Source organism: Pseudacidobacterium ailaaui, from assembly GCF_000688455.1.
Lineage (GTDB): Bacteria > Acidobacteriota > Terriglobia > Terriglobales > Acidobacteriaceae > Pseudacidobacterium > Pseudacidobacterium ailaaui.
In genome coordinates this window covers 2,939,634-2,963,283 of sequence record NZ_JIAL01000001.1, presented here as the reverse complement: position 1 = coordinate 2,963,283, position 23,650 = coordinate 2,939,634, and the positions used below count along the sequence as shown (strand labels likewise).

Genomic DNA, 23,650 nt, shown 5'->3' with positions numbered 1-23,650 from the left:
TCTCTTGGACCTTGAGGCCGGGCCTTGGAGGCCAGGCATGAGCTTTACCTATCGCGTCGGCGCGGATGGCTGGTTTGATCTTCTGGATCGTCTCTTTCAGAAGATCGCTACTCTTCGGATTGGATGCCGAATCACTGCCGTTAAGGAAAAGATGGGCCAACTTCGAATATCATGCAACAACGCCGATGACCAAGTTCTCTCATGGATCGAAGAGGCCCGTGTTGAATCAGCGCGGACTTGCCAGGTCTGTGGAGGACTAGGAACGTTTCGCATCTTGCCTGGGCACCTCGCCGCGACGCTCTGTGAAGCAGATGCGGAACGGCTTAGCAAACCCATACGTCAGCGTCAGGTCTTAGAAGCGTAATCACTCCTGATTCGCTCTTGCACGAATTGCGCAACCCTGATGTTGATCGCTCACGCGTTCCAAAGTGCCTTCGCTTCGAAACGTGGCCTGGCAATCAGACGACTGATGAACAATTCGAAGTTCGCTCTGTTCAGCACTGCCAAGCTCCCCAGCACTCTCGGAGCAGGGTACGATGTTGCTCGAAAGCAGCAAAAAGGGCGCTGAGAACTCTCAGCGCCCTTCCGCACCCTCGCGGGGTAAAACTCAACTTGTCACTGTCCCATAAACCTTGTATTTTCTTTGATTTATGGCGGGGACGACGGGGCTCGAACCCGCGACCTCTGCCGTGACAGGGCAGCATTCTAACCAACTGAACTACGTCCCCACTGATGACCTGCATTACCGGGTACGGCAGCGCAAGTTTATCCCTTGAGTTGTTCACTCAATAAATCCATTGTAGCAGATACAACACGAGTTACGGACGACATCGATAACAAATTTGTTGAGGAAAACAGAGACGATATCGACACAAATCTGATGGTTCCTTAACCCAAAACTTTTCTCTGCTCTGCCAGCAACTGCTCGATTCCCTGCTGTGCATATTGCATCATTTCCAGCATCCGCTCCCGGGCAAAAGGAGTACGCTCTGCCGTTGCCTGCACCTCCACCAGGCCGCCGTCTTCCGTCATGACCACATTCATGTCTACTTCCGCCTGTGAATCCTCTTCATAGGCCAAATCCAGCAAAGTAACGCCCTCCACGACCCCCACACTGGTTGCCGCCACCAGCTGCTTCAACGGAGATCGGGCCAGTGTTCCTGCTGCCACCATGCGCTCGAAAGCAATCGCCAGGGCTGCACAGGCCCCGGTGATGGCTGCCGTGCGGGTACCCCCGTCGGCCTGTAATACATCGCAATCCAGCACCACGGTCCGCTCACCCAGGGCTTCCATATCAACCACAGCACGCAAGGAGCGGCCAATCAGACGCTGAATTTCCTGCGTCCTGCCGCTCACCTTTCCGCGCTCCGCCTCGCGCGGTGTGCGCGTGAGGGTGGCCCGTGGCAGCATACCGTATTCTGCAGTGACCCAGCCACGTCCGCTGTTTCGGAGCCACGCAGGCACCGTCTGCTCCACCGATGCGTTGCACAATACCCGTGTGTTGCCAAGCTCCATCAATATGGATCCTTCCGCTACGGCAACATAGTCACGAACCAGACGTACAGGACGCAGGGAATCGACCGCACGGCCCCCCTGCCGGAAAAAAGAAGCAGCAGATGTTTGCATTCCTTCATTGTATGCAACGACAGCAAGACCGATTACTGGTCCCAAAACAGGACAGGTGCTTCCTGGTGTCCCAATTTGGAACCAGAGAGAAAGCTAGATAAATCAAGCGCTTCGAATCAGCCGCCCTCTTGAGGCTTCCCATTTTGGGAATTCTTGCGTTGCCTTCCTGTCCTCCAGATTCCAAACATCTCCTTTATTTTTATGAACTTACCAGCGTCTCCCCTTTTGGCAGCACACCTGCACATCTTTGCAGCAGAGGATGTCCAATTTTCCTACTGAGTGACCGTCATGCACATTTTTGCCAACTCTGCAAGACGTGAAGAGTTACGAATGTTTTGCCCAAGTGACCTCGGGGATGGCTTTTCCATCCGACGTTCGGCAGGAGGTTCCCTAGAATGCTAACCACAACCCCCTTTTCCACTATGTCTGAAGAAATCTGTATCTTGATGTCTGTTCTGATTGTGGATGAAGATGCAGCGGTGCGTTCAGCCTGCTGTGAAATTGTTTCATCCAAAGGATGGGCCACCTACAGCGCCCAGGACACAGCCTCTGCGCTTGCTCTTCTCAGAGGAAACAGTATGGATGTGGTGCTTCTTGGTCTGAAGGGCACGGACATTCCTGGACTGGAACTCCTGAAGCAGGTGCGGGACCTGCACCCGGAAACGGCCATCGTCGTCATGACCGCTTATGCCACGGTCCCCTCTGCGGTAGAAGCCATGCGTCTGGGTGCTTCTGATTACCTTACCAAGCCCTTTACCATGGATGAGCTGCTGGCGGTCCTGGACCGTGCTGCAGAGAAACGTGCGCTGGACATTGCCAGTCGGCGTCTGCGAGAAAAGCTACGCACGCAGCAGGGTCTGAGCAACATCATAGGCCGCAGTGCGGAAATGGACAGGATCTACCGCATCCTCTCCAAAGTGGCGCTGACGACGCACCCGGTCCTCATTATGGGAGAGAGCGGCACGGGCAAGGAGCTGGTGGCGCGGGCCATTCACAATCACGGCCCGAATGCCGGAAAACCATTCGTCCCGGTGGACTGCAGCTCGATTGTACCCACGCTGATCGAAAATGAGCTTTTTGGGCATGTAAAGGGAGCATTTACCGGGGCAAACCGCTCGCGGGACGGTCTGCTGGTTTCTGCTGCCGGGGGCACGGTCTTTCTCGATGAGATTGGTGAAATGCCACTGGACCTTCAGGCAAAACTTCTGCGCGCCCTGCAGGAAAAAGAGGTGCGACCGGTAGGGGCCACGCACCGCGTCCCCATTCACGTCCGCATTCTGGCTGCTACCAACCGAAACCTTCCGGAAATGGTGGAACAGGGACGCTTTCGCAAAGACCTTTTTTATCGCCTGAATGTGGTCAATCTGCGGCTGCCGCCTCTGCGGCAGCGGCGCGAGGACATTCCCCTGCTCATTGCCCACTTTCTGGAGCGCAAAAACCGTGAGTACGGCAAGACCTTCCGTGTGAGTGATGAGATGATGCGCGTGTTGATGGAATACGATTGGCCGGGAAATGTCCGTGAACTGGAACATCTGATTGACCGTTCCTGCGCGTATTGCTCCGGCAACCTGCTTCAGCTGGGCGATGCCCCGACGGCGCTCATTGAATTCTATGCAAACACACGTCCGCGTCCCCTGACTACAGATGCCGCTCCATCGGATACTTCGCTGCTCTCTCCCTCGGTAACCCCTCTGGTGGAACTGGAAAAACAGGCCATCCTGAGTGCTTTGCAGGCATTGCAGGGCGATAAGCTGGCCGCGGCCAGGCTGCTCGGTATTGGCAAAACCACCCTCTACCGCAAAATCAAGGAATATGGCCTCGGCAATGCATGAGAAAGGGCAATCCCTATGCAAACCATGTTGATGATTACTTCGATTTCCGGCGCGGAAAACTGCGCCTCGGTTCTGGCCAAGCAATTGGGCATTACAGTCGAAACCGCCTCGAACCGCCGCGAGGCCCTGTCATTGTTGCGCCGCAGGGAATATACCATTGTTGTGCTCGATGATGGTCTGGCTGAATCTGAACCAGCGGCAGCCGAGCTTATCTGGAAGCACTCCGGACTGGCCATCCCCATGCAGTTCAACTTTGCCATCTCTGGCACGGCACGACTGGCGCGCGAGGTGCGCTCCGCGCTTCAGCGAAGGGAACAAGAACAGGCGCTGGCCATGCGCGCTGCGACCCAGACTGTGGAAAATGAACTGCGGGACACCGTGACGGGCCTGATCCTGCATTCACAACTGGCCCTGGCCGAGGCCACAACGGCACCCAGGCTTTCTGAGCGCCTCAGGACCGTGGCAGAGCTTGCCGGCGTGCTGCGGCAAAAACTGGGCGACCATTCGCCCTCTGCAATTCAGTGAACCGTCTTCATCTTGCGCTGCATATAGTCCATGAGCAGATACTGCCCCAGGGTATGTGGCGTGGTGAAGTATGCCTTTCCTCGGCACATCGCCGTCACGCGCTGCACGAACTGTACCAGGCCGAAGTCGGAGGCCAGCATGAAGGTATTGATCATGATGCCGGACCGCTTGCAGCGGGAAACCTCTTCCAGCGTCTCGTTTACCACCAGAGGATCAAGCCCAAATGCGTTTTTGTAGATACGGCCATCGGGAAGCGTAAGCGCCGAGGGCTTGCCGTCGGTAATCATCACGATCTGCTTCATGTCCTTCCGCTGGCGGTCGAGGATGCGGTGCGCCAGGCGCAGCCCTTCCCTGGTATTTGTGTAGTAAGGGCCAACCTTCACCCGCGCCAGTTGGGAGACCGGCACTTCTTCCGCCGAATCGTGAAAGAGCACCAGCGAAAGTGAATCGCCGGGATACTGCGTGCGGATGAGATGCGACAACGCCATTGCGACGCGCTTCGCCGGGGTAAAGCGGTCTTCTCCATAGAGAATCATCGAATGCGAGCAGTCCAGCATGACAACCGTGGCGCAGGAGCTCTGATACTCGCACTGATGCACATATAAATCGCCATACTCCAGATTGAGCGGCAAGGTCAGCCCCTCGCGTGCAATGGCAGAATTCAGGGTAGTGACGACATCTAGGTTCAGCGTGTCTCCAAACACATAAGGCCGCGACGCTCCGCTGGCTTCGATCCCGGTGGCCCAGTCGCGGGTGTCGTGGCGTCCAAAGCTGGACTTACCTAACGAGCCCAGCAGGTCACGCAGGGTCTTATAGCCAAGAAAATCCAGGCTCTTGTCGGTAACCTCAAACCGGATCTGGGATTCATTTTCTCCCATCTGTCCGGAAGAAGAGGACGCCTGCGTGAAGTCCTGGGGGCGGTCCATAGAGATGTAATTTTCCTGCTCCATGCGCTGGATCATCTGGTCAATCAGTTCGTCGAGCTTGTTCTGCGCGGCAAGCTCTTCGATCTTCTCCTGCATCCTCTCGTCCAACCATTCTCCTGATTCCAGCGCCTGCCGGATCGCCTCTTTTAAGGCCTCTATGGTCTGCTCAAGGTCCTGAAACTGCGTCCAAGGGTTCTGAAAGCCGGAATCCAACAAAAAATCCGAGAGTGCATGCAGCAGGTCCTCCATGCTGATCTCATCGGCCAGGCTGCCATCGTATTTGGTATACCGGACGCGCTTCATGCCTCTAGTGTGCGCTGGAACCATAACGGACGCAAATTCTCTGCCCCAGCTGGTTTCCAGGATGGTAAAGTATTTTCCGGTACTAATTCGCTTTACTAAAGGACGAAGTCTGTGGCTTTTCTTGGGATTGATGTAGGAACAGGAGGCACCCGCGCGGTGCTGGTGGATGAGCAAGGCAAGGTCATCGCCTCAGGCGTAAGCGAGCACGCTCCTTTCCGCAGCCCGCATCCGGGGTGGGCCGAACAGGACCCGGAAGACTGGTGGCGTGCTGCTCAAGAAGCTGTCCGCACCGCCCTGTCGACCAGCGGCTTGGCCGGCCATGCCGTCGCGGCCGTGGGCCTCACCGGGCAGATGCACGGCGCTGTCTTGTTGGACCAGGAAGGCCGTGTGCTGCGCCCTTCACTCATCTGGTGCGACCAGCGCACTGGACCGCAATGTGATTGGCTGCATCAACAGATTGGACGCCAACGCCTCATCGAGCTGACATGCAATCCCGCGCTGCCCAATTTCACCCTGACCAAGCTGCTCTGGGTCCGTGACCATGAGCCGGAGGTCTATCGCAAGATTGCCCATGTTCTCTGCCCCAAGGATTACGTCCGCTACCGCCTGACCGGAACCTATGCCATCGATGTCCAGGAGGCATCCGGGACCCTGCTTTTGGACGTGACCCATCGGCGCTGGTCGGAAGAAGTGGCGCGCGCCTCCGGTGTCGAAACATCCTGGCTGCCACAGCTCTTTGAGTCTCCCGAGGTCTGCGCACACATCTCGGAAGAAGCGGCGACACGCACTGGCCTGTTGGCCGGGACCCCTGTTGTTGCCGGGGCCGGCGACCAAGGGGCAGGAGCAGTCGGAATGGGCATTCTGCAGCCCGGATCGGTTTCAGCCACCATTGGGACCTCCGGCGTGGTCTTTGCTGCTACGGCGGCCCCGACGAAAGACCCCGAGGGGCGTCTGCACACCTTCTGCCACGCTGTTCCCGGTCGCTGGCATGTAATGGGCGTGACCCAGGCGGCCGGGCTTTCTTTGCGCTGGCTCCGCGACATCATCGCGCCCGGCGCCAGCTATGATGCTCTTACCGCTGAAGCCGAAAAAACGCAGCCCGGCAGCGATGGGCTTCTGTGGGCCCCCTACCTTTTGGGAGAACGCACTCCACATCTTGACTCTCATGCAACAGCCCTGTTCTATGGCATTACCGCAACCCATACCCGCGGGCATCTCGTCCGCGCTGTTTTGGAAGGCGTCGCTTATTCTCTTAAGGACACCCTGACCCTCTTCGCGGAACTCGGCATACCGGTCAAAGGCATAAGGCTGGGCGGGGGCGGTGCACGCGGGCAGCTCTGGCGCAGCATCCAGGCCAGTACGTATGGACTTCCCTGCGATGTTCTGGAAGCGGAAGAAGGCGCAGCCTTCGGCGCGGCCCTGCTTGCCGGAACCGGGGCCGGTGCATGGCAGGACACCGACGCCGCCTGCGCTGCTGCGATCCGTGTGGCCGAGCAGATTGCGCCGGATCCTGAGGCGGCAAAAATCTACGCCGACGGCTATGAGGTCTACCGGCGGCTCTATCCAGCCATCCGGAGCATCCGGGGAGAAAATTAATCTGTCACGGTCCTCAGGTCCCGGCGACGGAAAATCCAGGATGCCGCTGCGAACCAAACCGCAGCAGCGGCCAAGGTTGTCCCTGTGGCCAGCCCGATAGAATGCGGTAGATGCCCTCCGGGGATGGTGATCTGGAAGAGGCCCACCAGAAGCATCTCCGGCCCGGGTAGACCGAGCCGGATTGCATAGGTGGCGGCCGCCACTGTTGCTACCGAAGCCAGCGAGGCAATCAGCTGCGGCAGCAGCACAGACCAGAAGATGCTGATTGCTCCCACCCATAATCCAAGAAGGACCTGCATCCCGGCCATCCATACAACACCACGACCTCCGGAGTGCACAGAGTCAGCCAGTACGGTCCCACTCAACAGGAACACACCGGCATAGAGTACCAGTGGAAGCCAGGCTGCCAGTAACATGGCCAGCAGATACATGGGCCGACTCACGGCACGCGACAACACGGTCAGTATCCGCCGCGAGCGCTGCTCATTGCCCAGCAGAGTGCTTCCCGTCACTGCAACCAGCGCCAGCCCGGCAAAGCATTCCTGATGGAGCATCCAGAGCACATCGTCTGGGTCCGGACTGCCTCCAGCCAGCAGAAGAGCGGCCATCACACTGGGCCAAAGCGTCAGCAGCAGAAAAAGCCAACGGTTCTGCCAAAGAAGCCGTCTCGCGATCCACCAGCACTTTTTCACGACTTCTCGCTCCATTCCATAAAAAGCTCTTCCAGGGTCCGCCGGAGCGGCGCCACGCTGACCAGTTCTGCTCCCGCAGACCATGCCTGCTCGATGACTTCGCGCTGTGCAGCCGCGGGGACCACGAACCGTAGATTTCCATCTTCCCTGCCTTGCAGACAGTGCTCGTAACGGCGCAGCAATTCCGCGTCCCCAGGCTGGTTGCGCAGGATGATCTCCGAACGTCTGCTGTCATGAAGAAAAGAATCCAGAGGACCATGCCGCAGGAGCCTTCCCTGATGAAGAAAGGCAATCCGATCACAAACCTGTTCGACCTCAGACAATTGGTGAGAGCTGAAAAAGATGCTCTTTCCCTCCTGGCGAGCGGCACGCAGAAGTTCGCGGACTTCCAGTACTCCCGCAGGATCGAGGGCCGAGGTCGGTTCATCCAGAATCAGCACCTCAGGATCATGTACCAGGGCCTGCGCCAGTCCAAGTCTCTGCTGCATTCCGCGAGAAAATTTGCGCGCATCTTTTCCGGCAGAAAGAAGGTCCATGCGGCCCAACAGTTCCAGTGTCCGCTCACGCAGCCGCGGATTTCGCATCCCGTTCAGCCTTCCGGCAAAGGACATGGCGCTGCGCGCATTTTCGGCAAAGAAGGCAGGAAGGTCTGGCAGATATCCAATGCGCGAGCGTGTGTCCTTGTCACCAAAGGGCCTGCCCAAAATCCATCCACCACCGGCGTTCGGCTTTAAAAATCCAAGTGCCAAATGGATGGCCGTAGTCTTTCCGGCCCCGTTAGGGCCAAGAAAGCCGAGAATTTCCCCCGGTTGCAAGGCCAGCGTAAGATGGTCGAGTGCCACAAACGCACCAAATTTCTTCGTTGTTGCCTGGAACTCAAGAGCTGCAGTCACAGCGGCATTGTCTCACGACAAATTCACCCTCTCAGGAACTGTTTTCTCTTCGCCGCATGAAGGCTCGCCACGATCCCGGATCCCTCTTGCGCTCCTCGCAGACCCTCTCCGCACGTTGCTAAAACCAGCTTCACTGCCCTGACCTTTCTCCTCTCCGCATGGAAAATACGGCTCACCCTTGTATAAACTCAGGAACCAAAGCGGCCGCCACGGTCACGGCCAAAGCCAACCATAGAAGGGCACGCGTGGCCTTGGCGCTGCGTGTTGCGCATGTTTTGCCCAGGCAGCCGCCTTGTGGACGATAGGCCATCCAGAATGCCAGCGCCAGCATCACCACGGACCCCAGCAAAAAGTAGGGGCGGTATGGAGCAAGTCTGGCAGCGGCAAGCATACCTCCTGTTCCCAGGACTGCGACAACCGCAGGCCCAACACAACAGAATGCAGTTACTGTGGCGGCAAGGCTCGAACCAATTGCGCCCAGCGAGGAACCAATCACGACAGAAATGCGCCGCATTGTTACTTCCCTCCATGCTTCAAGGCAGCTCGCACGGCCGCGCGGATCTGGTCATAGGACGGCGCACCATCTGCATAGCGGCGGCACATGAATCCGAATGCATGAGCATTCTGGACATCCGGTTCCACATCCAGTCCGTTGATCCGGACCGTCGGGGACCCAGGAAACCGCAACTGCTGCGCCGTCTCCGCATCGGGCACCAGCACTTCGGTGATGACGGCTTGACAATCTTCGTCCTGAAGCACCTGCTGAATCCGCCGCACGGCAGGCAGGTGATTTGGACAGCCTTCAACATAGAGAACATCGATTTTCATTTGTGGCCTTTCGTCTGTCTTCGATCTTTCATTTTTTGTTTGAGTACCTGCCCAGCGGAATTTCCAGCAGGTGGGCCAGAACTGTGGTCGCGAAAACAAAAATCAGAAATTTTCCTGGCTGCATGGGTACCTTGTGAAGGCCCGCCAGCACAACATACAGCGCAGAAAGCAGAAACACAGGTCCGGTCATGTAGCAGTGCACCCTTCGGCACCGCGCAGCATTGACCACACATGCACCCCCCATCAGCAGAAAAGCCGGGACCCAGAAATAAGGTAAAAACTCCTGCTGATAGGCGCCGACAACCAGAGCAATTACTGGCAAGTACCACAGCACAATGGCAGACCGTCCACAGACCAGGTCATCGCTCCGGCAGCTCTTTTCCGCCATCAGGCATCTCCTTCTTCCGCTGTCATCTGTTCAAGGACAGGGCACCCTTCTGCATGTTCTCCCTGCTGTTTTAGTACCCGGTTACACTTGCGCAACGCTGATTGCAGATGGACCTCCAGCTTTTCCAGCTCGGCTTTTTTGTCGCGTATCAGGGACAATTTCTTTCTCAGCAGGTCTCTGACCTCTGCACATGTGTCCGTGTGTCCGTCCTGAACCAGAAGCAGCTCGCGTATCTCCCGCAAGGAGAAACCCAGCCCCTGGGCCCTCTTTACAAACATCAGCCGGTCCACGGCCTCTTCCGGAAACTTGCGATACCCGGCCGCAGTCCGCGGCGCTTTAGGTAACAACCCTGCCTGTTCATAAAAGCGCACGGTCTCCATGTGTACCTGAGCACGTTGTGCAAGCTGGCCCCGAGTAAGCCCGTTCATAATTTCAGCTTAGACCCTGGAGTGAACTACAGGGTCAAGGGAGAAAGTTTTCCTGTGCGCGAGCAGGAAAAAGGCAGGGTGTAAATAAATAAGTTCTATCAGCAGTATTACTTTTACTGATACTAAAGATTTCTTATACCGCTCGCGTTACCCTGTTGGCAGAGAAAACCATCGAGCCAGGTCGAGCTTGCCTGCTCCCTGCGGGCAGAGCCACGGTGGGCTTCGGTTGAACCCCATCCAGAGGAGAAGCATGTCCAACGAACTTCGTAATTTCCTTTCACTCTCCTACGCGGAGCTGGAAGAAAAGAACCTGCAAGCCAAAGAACAGCGCAAAAAGCGCGTGGATCCGGGAAAAATCCAGGAAGAACGCCTCAAGTACCTCACCGACACCAAGGAAATCAAGGCCGTCACTGTGCTGTTCAGCGACCTCGAAGGCCGTCTGCACATGCTGGATTATGACAAGAAATTTCTGATTAAGAGCTTCGACAACCTTACCTTTGACGGCTCTTCCATTCGCGGCTTCACCGCACAGCGCGAGAGCGACCTGCGCCTGGGCATTGACTGGGCCTCCTTCTACTGGGCGCCAGCGGACGTCTTCGGTCCTGGCAAGGTGCTCGTCTTTGGTGACGTGATTGATAAGGGCGGAACACCTTATGCGGCCGACGTCCGCGGCCTGTTGAAAGGATTTGCCGACAGCCTGCACACGAAGCATGGCTATACGCTGAATGCCGCCAATGAAATTGAGGGGTTCATCTTCGCTGGCACTGACGCCGAGCGCCGCTTTCCAGAAACCGGAAAGTTTGAATACGTAAACACTGGCGGCTATTATCACTCGCTGCCCGGCGATCCGCTGCGCACCTTTATTGATACAACTGCCGAAGTGCTGCGCGCCATGGGCTTTGAAAACGAGAAAGACCACCCTGAAGTCGCCCCCTCGCAGTTTGAAATTAACTACGGCTACGGTGAGGTGCTCGGTGCTGCCGACCAGATCCAGATCTACAAGCTGGTCTGTCGTCAGGTGGCCACAAAACTGGGAATGACGGCCTCATTCCTGCCCAAGCCGGTCGTTGGCGTCAACGGCAGCGGTATGCACACCAATGTCTCCATCAGTAAAGATGGCAAAAATCTCTTCTGGGACGCTCAGGGAGAGGAAAAGCTCTCTCGATTCGGTTGGGACTTTGTCGACCGCATTCTGACGCACGGCAATGATATCTGCCTGCTGCTGAATTCCAGTGTGAATGCCTACCGCCGTCTCGATCCTCATTTTGAGGCCCCGAACCAGATCAAGGCTTCTGCTACGGACCGTGGCTCGATGGTGCGCATCCCCATCGGCAATGAAAAGAGCATGCGCGTGGAAGTACGCTCGGTGGCCCCGGACGCAAACCCCTACCTGGTGCTCTACTCCATCTTCAAGTCCGGTCTTGAAGGCGAAACAGCGACCATAGCCAATCTTCGCCAGGCAGAGCGGTACCTGCCGGACAACATCTACACGGCAATTGAAAACTTCCGCAACGCCACCTGGACCACCAAGCTGCTCGGCGAAGACGTGAAGGCGCGCTACGCTGACCTGAAACAAGCATCAGCCGACCGCTGCCCACGCCTGCTGGGGACCTTTGTGAAAGCGCCCGAGGTCCAGTTCCACCATGAGGTCTATAATCAGTTCCTCTGGAACCAGTTCTAAAAATAAACAGCCAGACTGCGTTGTTGCTTTCGCCCTGGTCTTTGACCAGGGCAATTTCTTTTTTCGCCCACCAAGCTCCGGAAAAAAACAAAAACCTTGTCTCCGAGGGCGGGACAAAGCGCTGTTCTCTATGAAGACACAAGGTGCTCTTCTTTGATACACCATCTTTAAGACCGGAAAACGCCGTCAGGACAAGCGTATGTCCGTGCATTCCAGCCATGCGTATTCGACCGCTTTGCCTTCTGCTTCTCTTCGTTCTTGCTGGCAATCCGCTTTCCTTCAGCCACGCCCAGGAACTGCCCTGGTCGCAGCGCATGGCAAACACCGCCATCAAACGCTGGCCCAATGGCAAGTTTGTTTCCGGCAATCAACCCTGGAAATGGAACTATGAACTCGGGGTTTTGCTGCAGGGCATGGACGATGTCTGGTATCACACCGGAGATGCAACCTACTACAGATACATGAAAAACTCAGTAGATACTCTGGTCGGCAGCGATGGCTCCATCCCTACCTACAGGCCCGAAGACAATGAGCTGGACGACCTGGCCCTGGGACGCACGCTTCTGGTGCTCTACGGAGTTACGCAGGACGCTAAGTATTACAAAGCGGCAACACTCCTGCGCGATCAGCTCAGGACCCATCCGCGTACCTCTGACGGCGGCTTCTGGCATAAGCAGCGATACCCCAACCAGATGTGGCTCGACGGTCTCTATATGGCGGAACCTTTTTACGCCGACTACGCCGTAACGTTTCATCAGCCTCAGGACTTTGAAGACATTACGAAGCAGTTTGTTCTGATGGAAGAGCACGCGCGCGATCCAAAGACCGGCCTCCTATATCACGGATGGAATGAAACCCGACAGCAGCGCTGGGCCAACAAGGACACCGGGGCCTCTCCCAGCTTTTGGGCGCGCGGTATGGGCTGGTACATGATGGCGCTGGTCGATACGCTTCCCTACTATCAGGAAAATGACCCAGGCCGCGCGAAGCTGCTTGCGATCCTGCAAAGGCTTGCTGCGGCGATCACTAAGTATCAGGACAAAAATACCGGCCTTTGGTACCAAGTGGTTGACAAGCCACATGAGAAAGGCAATTACCTCGAATCCTCCGCCGCATGTATGTTTACCTATGCTATGGCAAAAGGTGTCCGCCTGGGCTATTTGCAACCGTCATACCTACAAAATGCGGAACATGCCTGGCAAGGCATACGAAAACAATTTGTAAAAACAGAGCCGAACGGAGAAGTAACGCTTACCGGGACTGTCCATGCCATCGGCCTGGGAGCGGGTATAGGCAACGATGGAAGCTTCAATTACTACACAACGCAGGAAGTCGTCAGCAACGACCCGAAAGGTGTGGGGGCATTTCTGATGGCTGCTACCGAGATTGAGTCTGCGCAAACCGCAAAGCTGGGGCGCGGCAAAACGGTCCTGCTTGACGCTTGGTATAACAGCCAGACCCGAAAGAATGCGGCGGGCCAGATGGTCCTTTACCACTACAAGTGGGACGACTACGCCAACAGTGGCTACTCTATTTTTGGTCATATGTTGCGCGAGTATGGGCTGAAAACCGATACCCTGACGAAAGCCCCTTCACTTGCGGACCTCAACAAGGCGCAAATCTATCTCATCGCCTCCCCGGACAACCCACAGTGGAACAAAAGTCCTCACTACATGAATGAGGACGATGCCGCGGTGATTGCAGACTGGGTCAGAGGTGGAGGAATGCTCGTGATCATGCAGAACGACCCGACCCATGCTGACATCGAGCACATGAATGTCCTCGCGGACAAATTTGGAATGCACTTCAACAACGTGCAGCTGAACGCTGAAGTAGGAAACCATTTTGAAATGGCGCGGATTGACGTACCGGGAAACGGCCCCGTCTTCCGTCTTCCGCATGTCCTGTTCATGAAAGAGATCTGCACCATCTCACCCACGGCCCCGTCTGTTCCGGTATGGACATGGAAGAACAACGTGCTGATGGCAAAAGCCCGGTATGGAAAGGGCATCGTGGTTGGGTTGGTAGACCCATGGCTTTACAACGAATACACAGATGGAAGAAAACTTCCACCCCCTTACGATAACTTTGCGGGCGGCAAAGAGTACATTCTCTGGTTGCTGAAACAGCTTCCAAAACATTGATTGGATTTTTACTGCATAGGACACACATGAAGACACTTCTGCTTGCCGACCCCGTAAGATATCCACGCATGACCACGGCTGAGCTACGGAACAGTTTTCTGCTCGAAAACCTTTACCAGCCGGGAAGCATCCAGCTTGCGTATGTTGACCTGGACCGCGCCGTCGTCGGTTTTGCTGTGCCGGAAGCCTCTCCTCTGCACTTGCCCACCGATGATGCACTGAAAGCTGCCTACTTCACCGAACGCCGCGAGCTTGGCGCTCTGAACATTGGCGGTGCCGGAAGCATCCTTGTCGATGGACAGCGATATGATCTTGCCCATCTTGATTGCCTCTACATCGGTAAAGGAAACCGTGAGGTACAATTTGTCTCCGAAGACAAATCCAGGCCAGCGGCCTTCTATCTGTTGAGCTATCCCGCGCATACAGCTTTTCCGACCACACTCGTGAAAGAAGCAGAGGCGAATCCCACCGAGCTTGGTGCAACGGAAACCAGCAATAAACGGACCATTTATAAATACATCCATCTGCAAGGCGCGCGAAGTTGCCAGTTGGTGATGGGTGTAACGCATCTGGCAGCAGGAAGCATCTGGAACACGATGCCTCCGCATACACATATGCGCCGCTCGGAAGTTTACATGTATTTCCATCTGGCAGAAGGTGCGCGCGTCTTTCACTTCATGGGGCCAGGGGAGGAAACCCGGCATCTGGTAATGAAGGACCGGGAAATCGTCGTCTCGCCCGGATGGTCGATTCATGCCGGTGCTGGCACCAGCGCCTACAGCTTCTGTTGGGGCATGGGAGGCGAAAATCAAGACTACGCAGATATGGATCCAGTACCCGTCGAGAGCTTGTTATAAAGCATGGTTTGCGGTTTCCTGCTTCCAAGCCGCGGCTTGCGCTACAGGCAGGAAACCATCATCTCTATTAAGGAAATGACCATGAAGCGAATCTTCCTTCTTACCGTATTTTTCCTCCTCACGGTTGCCAGCTACGCACAGCAATCTGGCAAAGCTGATTTCTTTTCTACCCAGGAAATACAGAAACAGCTTCTTGGACTTACCGCAAAGGCAGAATCCGCCGGGAGCAGCGGCACAACTCTCGGTGATTACGGAAGCTATAAAATCCAGCTTTCTTTACGCACCAAAAGCGGAGGCGCAGAGATCCACGCCCATTATGACGATGTCTTTTTAGTGAAACAGGGACATGCTACGCTGATCACCGGAGGAACCATTCCAGACCCCCAAACAGGCCCCGATGGTGAAACCAAAGGTCCCGAAATTACCGGCGGAAAAACACAGGAAATTTCCGCGGGCGACATTGTGAATATTCCCGCCGGCACTCCGCATCAGTTGAAGATACCCGAAGGAGTGCTATTCAGCTCCATCGTCATTAAAGTCAAGGAATGATTTCGGCCGCCCGGATGATTCCACAATCGCCTTGCGGCCGGCCTTCTTCCTACACTCCATCCCTTGGCTGATGGATACGAACAAAATCCATGTCTTGCATTGGCTCAGAATCGCATTCAATCACAATCGTCGTGACAGGAAAATCCGGGGCCTTCTTCGGTAATCCGAAAAACCTCGCCTTAAATTCATTCTGTGGAGACTTCATATCTGTTCGGGTCTTCAGCAAATGCACCGACTTCACCCTCGGATTGAGAGCGCTGGCCGCAGCTTCTCCCGGCCAGAAATCAATATGCATGGAAAGCGTGTTCCCGGTCTGCGGAAAGCTGGCGGAATTTGAGCGCCGCACCTGATACAGGCCTGATTGATCGATCGTATCGCCGTTCGTCTGTGGCGCCAGGAAATCAAGTGGCCCATATCCTCTCCCTTCCGGTCTATCCATCAGTTGCTGTAATGATGGAACAGCGGTGACGTGTATCTGGACCTCTTTCTGTCATGAATGCCAAGGGTTTTTGAGATGTCTGAGCTGCAGCGCATCAGTTTTTCCGCAATCCCCGGCACGCTCTGCACGGTAATGCGCGAGGCCGGACCGGAAACACTGACTGCTGCAATGGGATAGCGGTTCACATCAAAAATCGGCACACCCACACAGCGAACTCCGGTCTCAATCTCTTCATCATCAATGGCGAAGCCGCGCTTTTTCACCCGTTCCAGTGACTTCATCAATGCTTCCCGCGAACAAAGCGTCTTTGGCGTAAAGCGAGTGAATTTGATCTTGTTGATGATTTCCTCGCGCAGCTCCTCTGGCAAAAATGCCAGCATCGCTTTTCCGAGTGACGTGCAATACACCGGGTTTGAAGTGCCCGTTCGCGACGTCATGCATACTCTGCGATTTGGCTCTACTTTGTCCAGATAGACCACGCGCGTTTTCTGCAAAACGCCCAGATGCACTGTCTCTCCCACTTCCATCGAGAGCCTGCGAAAAAATGGCTGTACCCGTTCGCGCAGGTCCATCTGCTCCACTGCCCTGTTGCCCAGTTCATACAACTTCAGACCCAGTCGAAAGCGGCCCTCCGGCGTGCGTTCAACCAGCGCAGTGCGCTCCAGCACAATCAGCGAACGGTGGGCCGTGCTTTTGTGCAGTCGCATGCGCGTACAGATTTCCGCAAGGCTGAGCGGAACATCGCTTTCGCTCAGCATCTCCAGCATGGCCACCACGCGATCAATGCTTTGTAATTGATACGGATCGGCGTGTTTATGGATTCCGGTTGCAGACGGCGTGAATGCTACCGTGTTCATATGCTCCTCCTTTTCCTGCCGGACTTGGCGGTCCGCTGGGGCGGCAGTCCGCCCAGATACGGATCGCTGAATGATTTGGCCTGAGCCAGCAGCTTTGCCCAGCTGATTTGCTCCGCAGCAGGCGGACCATTCAGCGTGTCCTGCGCAACGCCTGTCGCCTTGACAAAGAAGGCATGGTCTTCCAGGCCCTGCGCGTCCGGAGCGCTCGTCAAAGTCTGTTGCTGGCCGACGCCCTTGATTTCACTCATCGCGCCATCCATCCGCCATCAACTACCAGCACTTCACCGTTCACATAGTTACTTGCTGAAGAGGCCAAAAAAACTGCTGCTCCGGCAAGATCTTCCGGCTCGCCCCAGCGCTGTGCCGGAATACGTTCCAGGATCTGCCGGTTTCTTGTTTCATCCTGCTGTAGGGCGGTCGTATTTTCTGTTCGAAAATAACCGGGGGCAATTGCATTGACCTGCACGCCGCGTCCGGCCCACTCATTGGCCAGCGCCTTGGTCAGCTGCGCCACCCCCCCTTTGGAAGCCGCATAGGCAGGTACACGAATTCCGCCCTGAAAGGAGAGCAAGGAAGCTATATTGATGATCTTGCCGCTGCCACGCTTCAGCATCTCATTTCCCGCAAGCTGAGAAAGCCGAAAGACACTCGTCAGATTTACCTGCAGCACAGTATTCCATGCCGCCAGCTCGTAGTCTTCCGCCGCATTGCGATAAATCATTCCAGCGTTGTTCACCAGGATCTCCGGCGCGCCCATCGCCGAAGCAACCTGTGCAAAGAGTTTTTCCGGCCCCTCCGGCTGGCCCAAATCCGCAGAAAAACTCTTTGCTTCCTTGCCCAATCCCTGAATGTGTTGGACCGTGGCGTCCGCCGGGCGCCGATTTCCATGACAGGCCACCGATGCGCCCGCTTCCGCCAGCGCAATCGCAATCGCAGCACCTAATCCACTTGCCGAGCCTGTGACTAAGGCAGTCTTGCCATCTAAACGAAACCGATCCAGAATTCCCATGGCTTGTCTGTTTGACGTGTGCATTCTTTTTTATTAGGAAAACGATTGTCAATTCTTTCAAAATATCAGCGTTCTATTTTTGCACCATTTGTACCGCCTTCCGGTACTTGCTTTTTTCTTCATGCGCTCCGGACCTGACGGACAATTTCCAGATACGCGCGGGCCGCATCTGTTACCACCTCCGGCTTTCCTTCCGCAATGGCCTTTGCGTTCACCAGGTCCGCGCCTACTCCTAGCGCGCGCGCCCCGGCCTTCAGAAAATCTGCTGCGGTCTGCTGCGTTACTCCGCCTGTAGGGATGAGCTGCAAGTGCGGAAACGGCGCCAGCAAGGCCCTGAGATAACCAGCGCCACCCACCGCCGAGCACGGAAAGACCTTCACATAATCGGCTCCGGCATTCCATGCTGTAATCACTTCCGTCGGAGTCAGCGCCCCGGGAATGGAAATCTTTCCCAGTGCTTTTGTCTTTGCAATGACTTCCGGATGCAGACTGGGACTGACTACAAACTCTGCTCCTGCCTCAATTGTGGCCGCCGCCTGTTCCGCCGTAGTCACGGTTCCGGAACCGAGCAGCAATTTGCCCCCATGCGCTTGTTTTAGCTCACGCAGCAGTTCCACCGCTCCGGGAACGGTCATCGTAACTTCCACCACAGTCACTCCACCGGCAAGCATCGCCTCCACCATGGCATGCCCCTCGGCAGCGGACTTTGCCCGCAGTACGGGGACCAGTCCCACACGTTCAATCTCTGCTTTTACCTCAGCCGACATACTTCTCCTCACTCACAAAACCTTAGTCACCCCGAGCGGTTCGCAAAGCGAGGCAAGGGAAAGACCTGCATTGTTCCTCGCGCGCCCACACCTCTCTGCGTGCAGGATGATCTGCCCTTTATCGTGCAATCCGGGCCGATCCCCCCTTCATCACGCGTTCTACTTCTGCCAGGGTAGTCATACTAGTGTCTCCTGGCGTCGTCATGGCCAGTGCGCCATGCGCAACTCCGCACTGCACGGCCCATTCCACAGTTTTGCCTGCGAGAAAGCCATAAATCAGCCCTGAGGCGAAGGAATCGCCTCCACCTACGCGGTCCAGAATGTCTACTTCGCGCTGCGGGACATGCACAATTTCATCCTGATAGAGCGCCATCGCGCCCCAGGCATTGCGGCTGGCCGTGTGCGCGGTGCGCAGAGTAGTCGCCACCATCTTCAGATTGGGATATGCCGCAGCCACATTCCGCAGCATCTTTTCATAGCTGGCAATCGGAAGCTCGTCAAAGTCTTCCGTCACTCCCTCAAGCTGGACGCCAAGCATTGCTGAAAAATCTTCTTCATTTCCCAGCAGCAGGTCCACCTTGCGCACCAGATCGCGGTTTACCTGCTGCGCCTTGGCTTTGCCGCCAATGGCTTTCCATAGGGACTCGCGATAGTTCAGGTCGAAGGAAATGATTGTTCCATATTTCCGCGCCGTATCCATCGCTTCGGCAGCAACGTCCGGGGTCGTTTCAGAAAGAGCAGCAAAGATTCCGCCCGTGTGGAACCATCGCGAGCCATTCTGCGGCCCAAAGATGGCCTCCCAATCAAAGTCACCCCTCTTCACCTGAGAAATCGCCGTGTGGCCGCGGTCCGAGCAGCCAACCGCAGCACGCACTCCGTAGCCGCGCTCGGTAAAGTTCAGTCCGTTGCGAACAGTGCGTCCCACTCCGTCATATTTCACCCAGCGGATCAGCGATGTGTCCACCCCGCCCTGCAGGATTAAGTCCTCAACCAGGCGGCCCACCGGATTATCGGCAAATGTTGTTACAACCGCCGTTTTCAGGCCAAAACAGCGCCGCAGCCCGCGGGCGACGTTATACTCGCCGCCACCTTCCCAGACGGTGAACTGCCTCGTAGTGTGGACCCTTCCCTCACCCGGATCCAGTCTCAGCATGACCTCACCCAGGCTGACGCTGTCCCACCGGCAGGCATTTGTTTTCAGGACAATTGGTTCCATTCGCTCCTTCCTCTTGTACCGCTATCCGGTACGCTGTCCCACAATTGATTTTGGAAGGATTGGTAATTGTCCAGAGCAACGGCTGTCAACTCTGTTCGTCGTCTTCCTCGCTCTGCCGCAGTCCGTGCTTTTCCATTCGGTAGATCAGCGTACGCCGGCTGATATCCAGATAGCGCGCTGCCTGCGTCTGATTTCCCTTGAATTTTTCCAGCGCTCGCAGCAGAAGCTCCCGCTCGATGTTCTCAAGGCTAATGCCCTCATCGGGCAGCTCCAGCAGCAGCGATTTCGATAGACTCGCAGGAGCGCTGCGCAGTTCTTCCGGCAGATCGTGCTCCGTAATCTCTTCGCCATTGGAGAGGACCAGCATCCGCTCAATCACGTTTTCCATCTCGCGAATGTTTCCCGGCCAGCGATACCCGGTAAAATGTGCTCCAACAGAGGGTGAGACCCGAACGTTCTGCATCCCATGCCGCTCTTTCGCTTTGTGGAACAAATGCTCCACAAGCTCTGGAATGTCTTCTTTCCTCTCCCGCAGCGGAGGAAGAGAGAGCGGAACAACCGCAAGCCTGTAATACAGGTCTTCCCGGAAAGTACCGTCGTCTACCATGGCCTGCAGATTGCGATGTGTGGCAGCAATGATCCGAACATGGATGGTCTGCGTTGCGGTTGCTCCAACACGCTCCACTTCTCCATGTTGGATGAGCCGCAGCAGTTTTACCTGCGATTCAAGCGGCAGCTCGCCAATTTCATCCAGAAACAGGGTGCCCCCATCGGCCATCTCGACTCTACCTGGCTTGCTGTTGCTGGCCCCAGTAAAGGCTCCCTTGGCGTAACCAAACAGTTCGGCTTCAATCAGGTCCTTTGGGATCGCCCCGCAGTTGATGGTTACAAAAGGCCGATTGACTCTGCGGCTATTGTGGTGGATGGCGCGTGCGAGCAGTTCTTTTCCTGTCCCGGTCTCTCCTTGAATCAGCACCGTAGTATCATGCTGGGCCACACGCGAGGCCATTTCAAGAACACGCAGCAGGCTCTTGGAGTGTCCCACGATATTTTCAAACCCATAACGCTGATCGAGCGCCGACCGCAGATTGCGCACTTCGTCAATCAGGCTCTGGCGCTCCATCGCCCGATGCACAGCCAGCATCAGTGCTTCGTAGTCTATGGGCTTGGTAATGTAGTCATATGCGCCCAGCCGCATGGCCTGTACTGCAGTCTCAATACTGCCAAAGGCCGTAATCATAATGACAGTTGTCTGGATCTCCGATGCAGCAATTCGACGCAAGAGTTCAATACCGTCCAGATCAGGCATACGTAAGTCGGTAATGACCAGCTTTGGGCGCCGGTCCATCAGGAGACGGTATGCCTCATTGCCTGTGGCCGCCGGCAGCACTTCGTAGCCGGCCTCAGCAAGCTGCATCTGCATCACCCGGCGCACGCTGCTGTCATCGTCCACAATCAGGATGAGATTAGCGGACACGCGGCGCTTCTCCATTCCGAGGCAGCTCGATGCGGAACGTTGTGCCTCCTTCTTTGTTTCTGCTGAATGAAATCTTTCCGCCATGCTGGGAAAGAATCATGGAGGAGACTGCGAGTCCCAGCCCTGTTCCCTTTGGTTTGGTCGTAAAGAAGGGGTCAAAAATCTGGTCGGCTACCCCGTCCGGAATACCAACCCCGCGGTCTTCTACTTCCATGATGACGGCACCTCCGCTGTACGCCGTTCGCAGCATCACTGTTCCGCCAGCAGGCGATGCCTCCACAGCGTTGATGACAAGATTGAGCAATACCTGTTTCAGCTGTTCCGGGTCGCATTCAATTTCCGGACAACCCTCAAGCGGTTGATGGACCAAGGCGACCTGACTGGCTTCCGCCACGTGAGCAGCCAGTGTGGTGACCGAAGCAAGTACGGCATTCGGATCGGTTTTGTGCAAACGTGGCGAACGCGGCTTGGCAAAATTCAGAAAGCCGGTAAGTAGTTTGTTCAGCCGCTGTGATTCCTTATCAATAATGTCGAGGCTGTCCCGAATATATTCAGGCGATGCAGAGCCACGCCTCAGAATTCCTGCTGCGCCTGAAATGCTTGCCAAAGGATTACGGATCTCATGCGCCAGGCTGGCCGCAAGCTGGCCTGCCGCAGACAATCGTTCCGCTTTCTTCATATGGGCGATATTTTCTTGCAACTCTAGATAGACCTTTTCAAGCTCTTGTTTGGTCTGTTCTAGATTTCTCCGTTGTGCGCGCTCTCTGTCCGAGAGATAGCCTGCAATCAATCCCGCTGCACTGAAGATAGAAAGTTCTACGATCTGATCTTTTGCATCAACCGGCCAGCGATGCCAGTGGTGCGCGATCAAAGGCGCATTGACCGCGCCGGCCAGCAGCGCCGACCACAAAGCACCACGCAAACCAAACAGAATTCCTGCCATCATGAGCGGCAAAAAATTCAGGTGATGCAGAATATTGTGCGCCCACAGATTATTCCCCGGCACGATCATCGTGAGCATGGCCAGACAAAGAAGCAGCAGCACAATCAATGCCACTCCGGGCACAGACCTTTCCAGCCACAACCGCGGACTCCATCCCATAGAAAAAGAATATCGGCAAACAACCTGGTCCATGCCTCGGACAGTCGTCATGGCCATCAGAGCTGCAACCAGCGTTCCACAATGATTCCTGGCTTGTCATCCTGATGCAGAGTCAAGGCCCTCTCACCAGGTTTCGTGAATGTTCTACGTTCATGTGTACCAAATGGGACAAACGCTGCCTGGAGCCTGTACCAAATCAGGCGAAAATCCTTGAGACTCCTCAAAAATCCGTGATTTTTGAATTGGCACTGTGTTTGCTTTACGCATGATGTGCGATTGCTGACTGATTTCCTGCTCGTGGCCCTTTTTACGGTTCCGTGTTTGTATGCGCAGGCTGCAACACCACTCACGCTGGACCAGGCCCTTGCGCTTGCGAAAAAAAATAACCCTCGGCTCCGCGCCGCTGAAGCCATGATCGAGCGCGCAAAGGCAGGCATTGAGACCGCACGGGCATATACCAACCCGACGTTTGAGTTTCTTGCCGGAAACCAGAGCGCTTTGCCCATCGCCACTCCCGGTGTTCCTGGGCTTCTCCAGCATTACAGCGCCGGGCAGACGCTTGAAATCCCCGCCGAGCGCAGAAGCCGCATTCATGCCTCGCGGCTGGAATTTCTCAGTAGTGAATACGAATCAGCAGCCATCCATCTTTCTGTGGATGCTCAAGTAAAACGGGCATTTTATGATGTGCTGCGCCGGAAACAGCAAGTAGCCTATGCCAGAGACAATCTGGGTCTGGTCGAGGAGCTTCGCCGCCGTGTCAGCGTCGAAGTGCAGGTTGGGGAAAAAGGAAAGTTGGAACTGACCCGTGCAGAAGCCGAACTGGCCCGGGCCCGGGCCGCGGTAAACAGCGCTGAGGTGGAACTTGCCAATGCGCAGGCGGTCCTTAAGGCCACGATCGGCGCTTCCGCAAACAGCGAATTTGATCCCCAAGGTTCACTCGACAACCGCGTGCAGCTGGCTCCTCTGGACGAACTCCGGCAGCAGGTCTTCGCCGTCCATCCCGCCCTGTCTCAGGCAAAAACGGAAACCGCGCGGGCTGAAACTCTGGTCAGCCATGAACGCGCCAAACGGGTGCCGCAGCCAACTTTTTACGGAGAATACGAACATCAGCCAGACATCTCTTTTTACCGCTTCGGCGTAAACCTTCCTCTTCCGCTGTGGGACCGACGCAAGGGCCCCATTGCCGAGGCACAGGCAGAAGTCAAGCGGGCGCAGGCAATCACCCGCCAGCGCGAGCTGGAAATTCTCGCTGCGCTGGAGCGCGCCTATGACCAATACCAGATTTCTGACCAGCAGGTACAAGGCCTTCAGGCCGGATCTCTGCGCGAAGCGGAAGCTGCTGTCGAGGCCGCACAGAATGCCTACAAATTCGGAGAGCGTGGAATTCTTGAGGTGCTCGATGCGCAGCGCGTCCTGCAGGGCGTGCGTACAGACCTGCTCGATGCTGAATTTGCTCGTCAATCTGCATTGATTGATCTGCAGGAACTCGGGGCCACTCCATAACAGAGGACATTG

At 56.0% G+C, this 23,650-nt stretch carries 25 protein-coding genes and 1 tRNA gene; 9 read left to right on the top strand and 17 right to left on the bottom strand.

Features of this window, described 5'->3' with window-relative positions; translation table 11 throughout:
- The first annotated feature begins 37 nt into the window (after positions 1 to 37).
- Positions 38 to 364: a hypothetical protein gene (locus tag N655_RS0113290; RefSeq protein ID WP_155987597.1), complete on the top strand. Its 327-nt coding sequence runs from the start codon at positions 38 to 40 to the stop codon at positions 362 to 364.
- A gap of 287 nt (positions 365 to 651) precedes the next feature.
- On the opposite strand, the gene N655_RS0113280 is transcribed toward N655_RS0113290, so the two are convergent.
- Positions 652 to 728, bottom strand: a tRNA-Asp gene (locus N655_RS0113280).
- A gap of 160 nt (positions 729 to 888) precedes the next feature.
- The gene (gene rph, locus N655_RS0113275; protein ID WP_026443377.1) at positions 889 to 1,626 is read right to left on the bottom strand and encodes a ribonuclease PH; all 738 of its coding nucleotides are present in this window, start codon (positions 1,624 to 1,626) and stop codon (positions 889 to 891) included.
- 446 nt (positions 1,627 to 2,072) lie between these two features.
- Between rph and N655_RS0113270 the strand changes: the two genes are divergently transcribed.
- Positions 2,073 to 3,458: a sigma-54-dependent transcriptional regulator gene (locus N655_RS0113270; protein ID WP_238324739.1), complete on the top strand. Its 1,386-nt coding sequence runs from the start codon at positions 2,073 to 2,075 to the stop codon at positions 3,456 to 3,458.
- A gap of 15 nt (positions 3,459 to 3,473) precedes the next feature.
- On the top strand, positions 3,474 to 3,983 hold the full coding sequence (locus tag N655_RS0113265) for a hypothetical protein (RefSeq protein WP_026443375.1): 510 nt from the start codon (positions 3,474 to 3,476) through the stop codon (positions 3,981 to 3,983).
- Here the strand turns inward: N655_RS0113265 and N655_RS0113260 are convergent.
- A complete protein-coding gene (locus N655_RS0113260; RefSeq protein WP_026443374.1) occupies positions 3,977 to 5,212 on the bottom strand; it encodes a vWA domain-containing protein in 1,236 nt (411 codons plus the stop codon). The two genes, N655_RS0113265 and N655_RS0113260, sit on opposite strands and share 7 nt — an antisense overlap.
- Before the next feature lie 111 nt (positions 5,213 to 5,323).
- On the opposite strand from N655_RS0113260, the gene xylB reads away from it, so the two are divergent.
- Entirely contained in the window at positions 5,324 to 6,808 is a 1,485-nt protein-coding gene (gene xylB, locus N655_RS0113255) for a xylulokinase (RefSeq protein ID WP_026443373.1), read from the top strand.
- On the opposite strand, the gene N655_RS0113250 is transcribed toward xylB, so the two are convergent.
- The 6 genes from N655_RS0113250 to N655_RS0113225 all read right to left on the bottom strand — a co-directional run bounded on the left by N655_RS0113250 (position 6,805) and on the right by N655_RS0113225 (position 10,037).
- Positions 6,805 to 7,515 (bottom strand): hypothetical protein, encoded by a 711-nt coding sequence (locus N655_RS0113250; protein ID WP_026443372.1) that lies wholly within the window; start codon positions 7,513 to 7,515, stop codon positions 6,805 to 6,807. The two genes, xylB and N655_RS0113250, sit on opposite strands and share 4 nt — an antisense overlap.
- Positions 7,497 to 8,393: an ABC transporter ATP-binding protein gene (locus tag N655_RS18985; protein WP_044934690.1), complete on the bottom strand. Its 897-nt coding sequence runs from the start codon at positions 8,391 to 8,393 to the stop codon at positions 7,497 to 7,499. Before N655_RS18985 ends, N655_RS0113250 begins: the two co-directional genes overlap by 19 nt.
- 172 nt (positions 8,394 to 8,565) lie before the next feature.
- Complete coding sequence (locus N655_RS18980; RefSeq protein WP_044934688.1) at positions 8,566 to 8,907, bottom strand: mercuric transporter MerT family protein; 342 nt, start codon at positions 8,905 to 8,907, stop codon at positions 8,566 to 8,568.
- A 2-nt stretch (positions 8,908 to 8,909) separates the two neighbouring features.
- The gene (locus tag N655_RS0113235; protein WP_026443371.1) at positions 8,910 to 9,221 is read right to left on the bottom strand and encodes a DF family (seleno)protein; all 312 of its coding nucleotides are present in this window, start codon (positions 9,219 to 9,221) and stop codon (positions 8,910 to 8,912) included.
- Between the two features lie 28 nt (positions 9,222 to 9,249).
- Positions 9,250 to 9,609 carry a hypothetical protein gene (locus N655_RS19980; RefSeq protein ID WP_049961429.1) on the bottom strand — a complete coding sequence of 120 codons (360 nt, stop codon included), beginning with the start codon at positions 9,607 to 9,609 and terminating at the stop codon, positions 9,250 to 9,252.
- Positions 9,609 to 10,037, bottom strand: a complete 429-nt coding sequence (locus tag N655_RS0113225) for a heavy metal-responsive transcriptional regulator (RefSeq protein WP_026443370.1) — start codon at positions 10,035 to 10,037, stop codon at positions 9,609 to 9,611. Before N655_RS0113225 ends, N655_RS19980 begins: the two co-directional genes overlap by 1 nt.
- A 250-nt stretch (positions 10,038 to 10,287) precedes the next feature.
- Between N655_RS0113225 and N655_RS0113220 the strand changes: the two genes are divergently transcribed.
- The 4 genes from N655_RS0113220 (at position 10,288) to N655_RS19975 (ending at position 15,268) form a co-directional block, all read left to right on the top strand.
- Positions 10,288 to 11,718, top strand: a complete 1,431-nt coding sequence (locus N655_RS0113220) for a glutamine synthetase family protein (protein WP_026443369.1) — start codon at positions 10,288 to 10,290, stop codon at positions 11,716 to 11,718.
- A 218-nt stretch (positions 11,719 to 11,936) separates the two neighbouring features.
- Positions 11,937 to 13,862: a glycoside hydrolase family 88 protein gene (locus N655_RS0113215; protein WP_026443368.1), complete on the top strand. Its 1,926-nt coding sequence runs from the start codon at positions 11,937 to 11,939 to the stop codon at positions 13,860 to 13,862.
- Between the two features lie 26 nt (positions 13,863 to 13,888).
- Positions 13,889 to 14,719: a 5-dehydro-4-deoxy-D-glucuronate isomerase gene (gene kduI, locus N655_RS0113210; protein WP_044934686.1), complete on the top strand. Its 831-nt coding sequence runs from the start codon at positions 13,889 to 13,891 to the stop codon at positions 14,717 to 14,719.
- An 81-nt stretch (positions 14,720 to 14,800) separates the two neighbouring features.
- Positions 14,801 to 15,268: a cupin domain-containing protein gene (locus N655_RS19975; RefSeq protein WP_155987596.1), complete on the top strand. Its 468-nt coding sequence runs from the start codon at positions 14,801 to 14,803 to the stop codon at positions 15,266 to 15,268.
- A 49-nt stretch (positions 15,269 to 15,317) separates the two neighbouring features.
- On the opposite strand, the gene N655_RS0113200 is transcribed toward N655_RS19975, so the two are convergent.
- From N655_RS0113200 to N655_RS0113165, 8 genes are all read right to left on the bottom strand, one after another.
- Positions 15,318 to 15,707, bottom strand: a complete 390-nt coding sequence (locus tag N655_RS0113200) for a hypothetical protein (RefSeq protein WP_026443365.1) — start codon at positions 15,705 to 15,707, stop codon at positions 15,318 to 15,320.
- Positions 15,707 to 16,564, bottom strand: a complete 858-nt coding sequence (locus N655_RS18965; RefSeq protein ID WP_049961428.1) for an IclR family transcriptional regulator — start codon at positions 16,562 to 16,564, stop codon at positions 15,707 to 15,709. Before N655_RS18965 ends, N655_RS0113200 begins: the two co-directional genes overlap by 1 nt.
- The gene (locus N655_RS0113190) at positions 16,561 to 16,812 is read right to left on the bottom strand and encodes a hypothetical protein (protein WP_155987595.1); all 252 of its coding nucleotides are present in this window, start codon (positions 16,810 to 16,812) and stop codon (positions 16,561 to 16,563) included. The genes N655_RS18965 and N655_RS0113190 overlap by 4 nt, the downstream gene beginning before the upstream one ends.
- The gene (locus N655_RS0113185) at positions 16,809 to 17,573 is read right to left on the bottom strand and encodes an SDR family oxidoreductase (protein WP_026443363.1); all 765 of its coding nucleotides are present in this window, start codon (positions 17,571 to 17,573) and stop codon (positions 16,809 to 16,811) included. Before N655_RS0113185 ends, N655_RS0113190 begins: the two co-directional genes overlap by 4 nt.
- 119 nt (positions 17,574 to 17,692) lie before the next feature.
- Entirely contained in the window at positions 17,693 to 18,340 is a 648-nt protein-coding gene (locus tag N655_RS0113180; RefSeq protein ID WP_026443362.1) for a bifunctional 4-hydroxy-2-oxoglutarate aldolase/2-dehydro-3-deoxy-phosphogluconate aldolase, read from the bottom strand.
- A 118-nt stretch (positions 18,341 to 18,458) separates the two neighbouring features.
- Positions 18,459 to 19,556, bottom strand: coding sequence for a PfkB family carbohydrate kinase (locus N655_RS0113175; protein WP_026443361.1), 1,098 nt, complete (start codon positions 19,554 to 19,556; stop codon positions 18,459 to 18,461).
- A gap of 85 nt (positions 19,557 to 19,641) precedes the next feature.
- The gene (locus N655_RS0113170) at positions 19,642 to 21,033 is read right to left on the bottom strand and encodes a sigma-54-dependent transcriptional regulator (RefSeq protein WP_026443360.1); all 1,392 of its coding nucleotides are present in this window, start codon (positions 21,031 to 21,033) and stop codon (positions 19,642 to 19,644) included.
- Positions 21,023 to 22,186, bottom strand: coding sequence for a sensor histidine kinase (locus tag N655_RS0113165; RefSeq protein WP_238324737.1), 1,164 nt, complete (start codon positions 22,184 to 22,186; stop codon positions 21,023 to 21,025). The genes N655_RS0113170 and N655_RS0113165 overlap by 11 nt, the downstream gene beginning before the upstream one ends.
- Positions 22,187 to 22,411: 225 nt before the next feature.
- Between N655_RS0113165 and N655_RS18960 the strand changes: the two genes are divergently transcribed.
- The gene (locus N655_RS18960; RefSeq protein ID WP_162173555.1) at positions 22,412 to 23,638 is read left to right on the top strand and encodes a TolC family protein; all 1,227 of its coding nucleotides are present in this window, start codon (positions 22,412 to 22,414) and stop codon (positions 23,636 to 23,638) included.
- The last annotated feature ends 12 nt before the right edge of the window (positions 23,639 to 23,650 follow it).

Bases quoted from the DNA above. Each gene is read 5' to 3' on its own strand.
- N655_RS0113290 (WP_155987597.1), top strand. From the start codon at position 38: ATGAGCTTTACCTATCGCGTCGGCGCGGATGGCTGGTTTGATCTTCTG.
- rph (WP_026443377.1), bottom strand. From the start codon at position 1,626: ATGCAAACATCTGCTGCTTCTTTTTTCCGGCAGGGGGGCCGTGCGGTC.
- N655_RS0113270 (WP_238324739.1), top strand. From the start codon at position 2,073: ATGTCTGTTCTGATTGTGGATGAAGATGCAGCGGTGCGTTCAGCCTGC.
- N655_RS0113265 (WP_026443375.1), top strand. From the start codon at position 3,474: ATGCAAACCATGTTGATGATTACTTCGATTTCCGGCGCGGAAAACTGC.
- N655_RS0113260 (WP_026443374.1), bottom strand. From the start codon at position 5,212: ATGAAGCGCGTCCGGTATACCAAATACGATGGCAGCCTGGCCGATGAG.
- N655_RS0113250 (WP_026443372.1), bottom strand. From the start codon at position 7,515: ATGGAGCGAGAAGTCGTGAAAAAGTGCTGGTGGATCGCGAGACGGCTT.
- N655_RS18980 (WP_044934688.1), bottom strand. From the start codon at position 8,907: ATGCGGCGCATTTCTGTCGTGATTGGTTCCTCGCTGGGCGCAATTGGT.
- N655_RS0113235 (WP_026443371.1), bottom strand. From the start codon at position 9,221: ATGAAAATCGATGTTCTCTATGTTGAAGGCTGTCCAAATCACCTGCCT.
- N655_RS19980 (WP_049961429.1), bottom strand. From the start codon at position 9,609: ATGGCGGAAAAGAGCTGCCGGAGCGATGACCTGGTCTGTGGACGGTCT.
- N655_RS0113225 (WP_026443370.1), bottom strand. From the start codon at position 10,037: ATGAACGGGCTTACTCGGGGCCAGCTTGCACAACGTGCTCAGGTACAC.
- N655_RS0113220 (WP_026443369.1), top strand. From the start codon at position 10,288: ATGTCCAACGAACTTCGTAATTTCCTTTCACTCTCCTACGCGGAGCTG.
- N655_RS0113215 (WP_026443368.1), top strand. From the start codon at position 11,937: ATGCGTATTCGACCGCTTTGCCTTCTGCTTCTCTTCGTTCTTGCTGGC.
- kduI (WP_044934686.1), top strand. From the start codon at position 13,889: ATGAAGACACTTCTGCTTGCCGACCCCGTAAGATATCCACGCATGACC.
- N655_RS19975 (WP_155987596.1), top strand. From the start codon at position 14,801: ATGAAGCGAATCTTCCTTCTTACCGTATTTTTCCTCCTCACGGTTGCC.
- N655_RS0113200 (WP_026443365.1), bottom strand. From the start codon at position 15,707: ATGGATAGACCGGAAGGGAGAGGATATGGGCCACTTGATTTCCTGGCG.
- N655_RS18965 (WP_049961428.1), bottom strand. From the start codon at position 16,564: ATGAACACGGTAGCATTCACGCCGTCTGCAACCGGAATCCATAAACAC.
- N655_RS0113190 (WP_155987595.1), bottom strand. From the start codon at position 16,812: ATGAGTGAAATCAAGGGCGTCGGCCAGCAACAGACTTTGACGAGCGCT.
- N655_RS0113185 (WP_026443363.1), bottom strand. From the start codon at position 17,573: ATGGGAATTCTGGATCGGTTTCGTTTAGATGGCAAGACTGCCTTAGTC.
- N655_RS0113180 (WP_026443362.1), bottom strand. From the start codon at position 18,340: ATGTCGGCTGAGGTAAAAGCAGAGATTGAACGTGTGGGACTGGTCCCC.
- N655_RS0113175 (WP_026443361.1), bottom strand. From the start codon at position 19,556: ATGGAACCAATTGTCCTGAAAACAAATGCCTGCCGGTGGGACAGCGTC.
- N655_RS0113165 (WP_238324737.1), bottom strand. From the start codon at position 22,186: ATGACGACTGTCCGAGGCATGGACCAGGTTGTTTGCCGATATTCTTTT.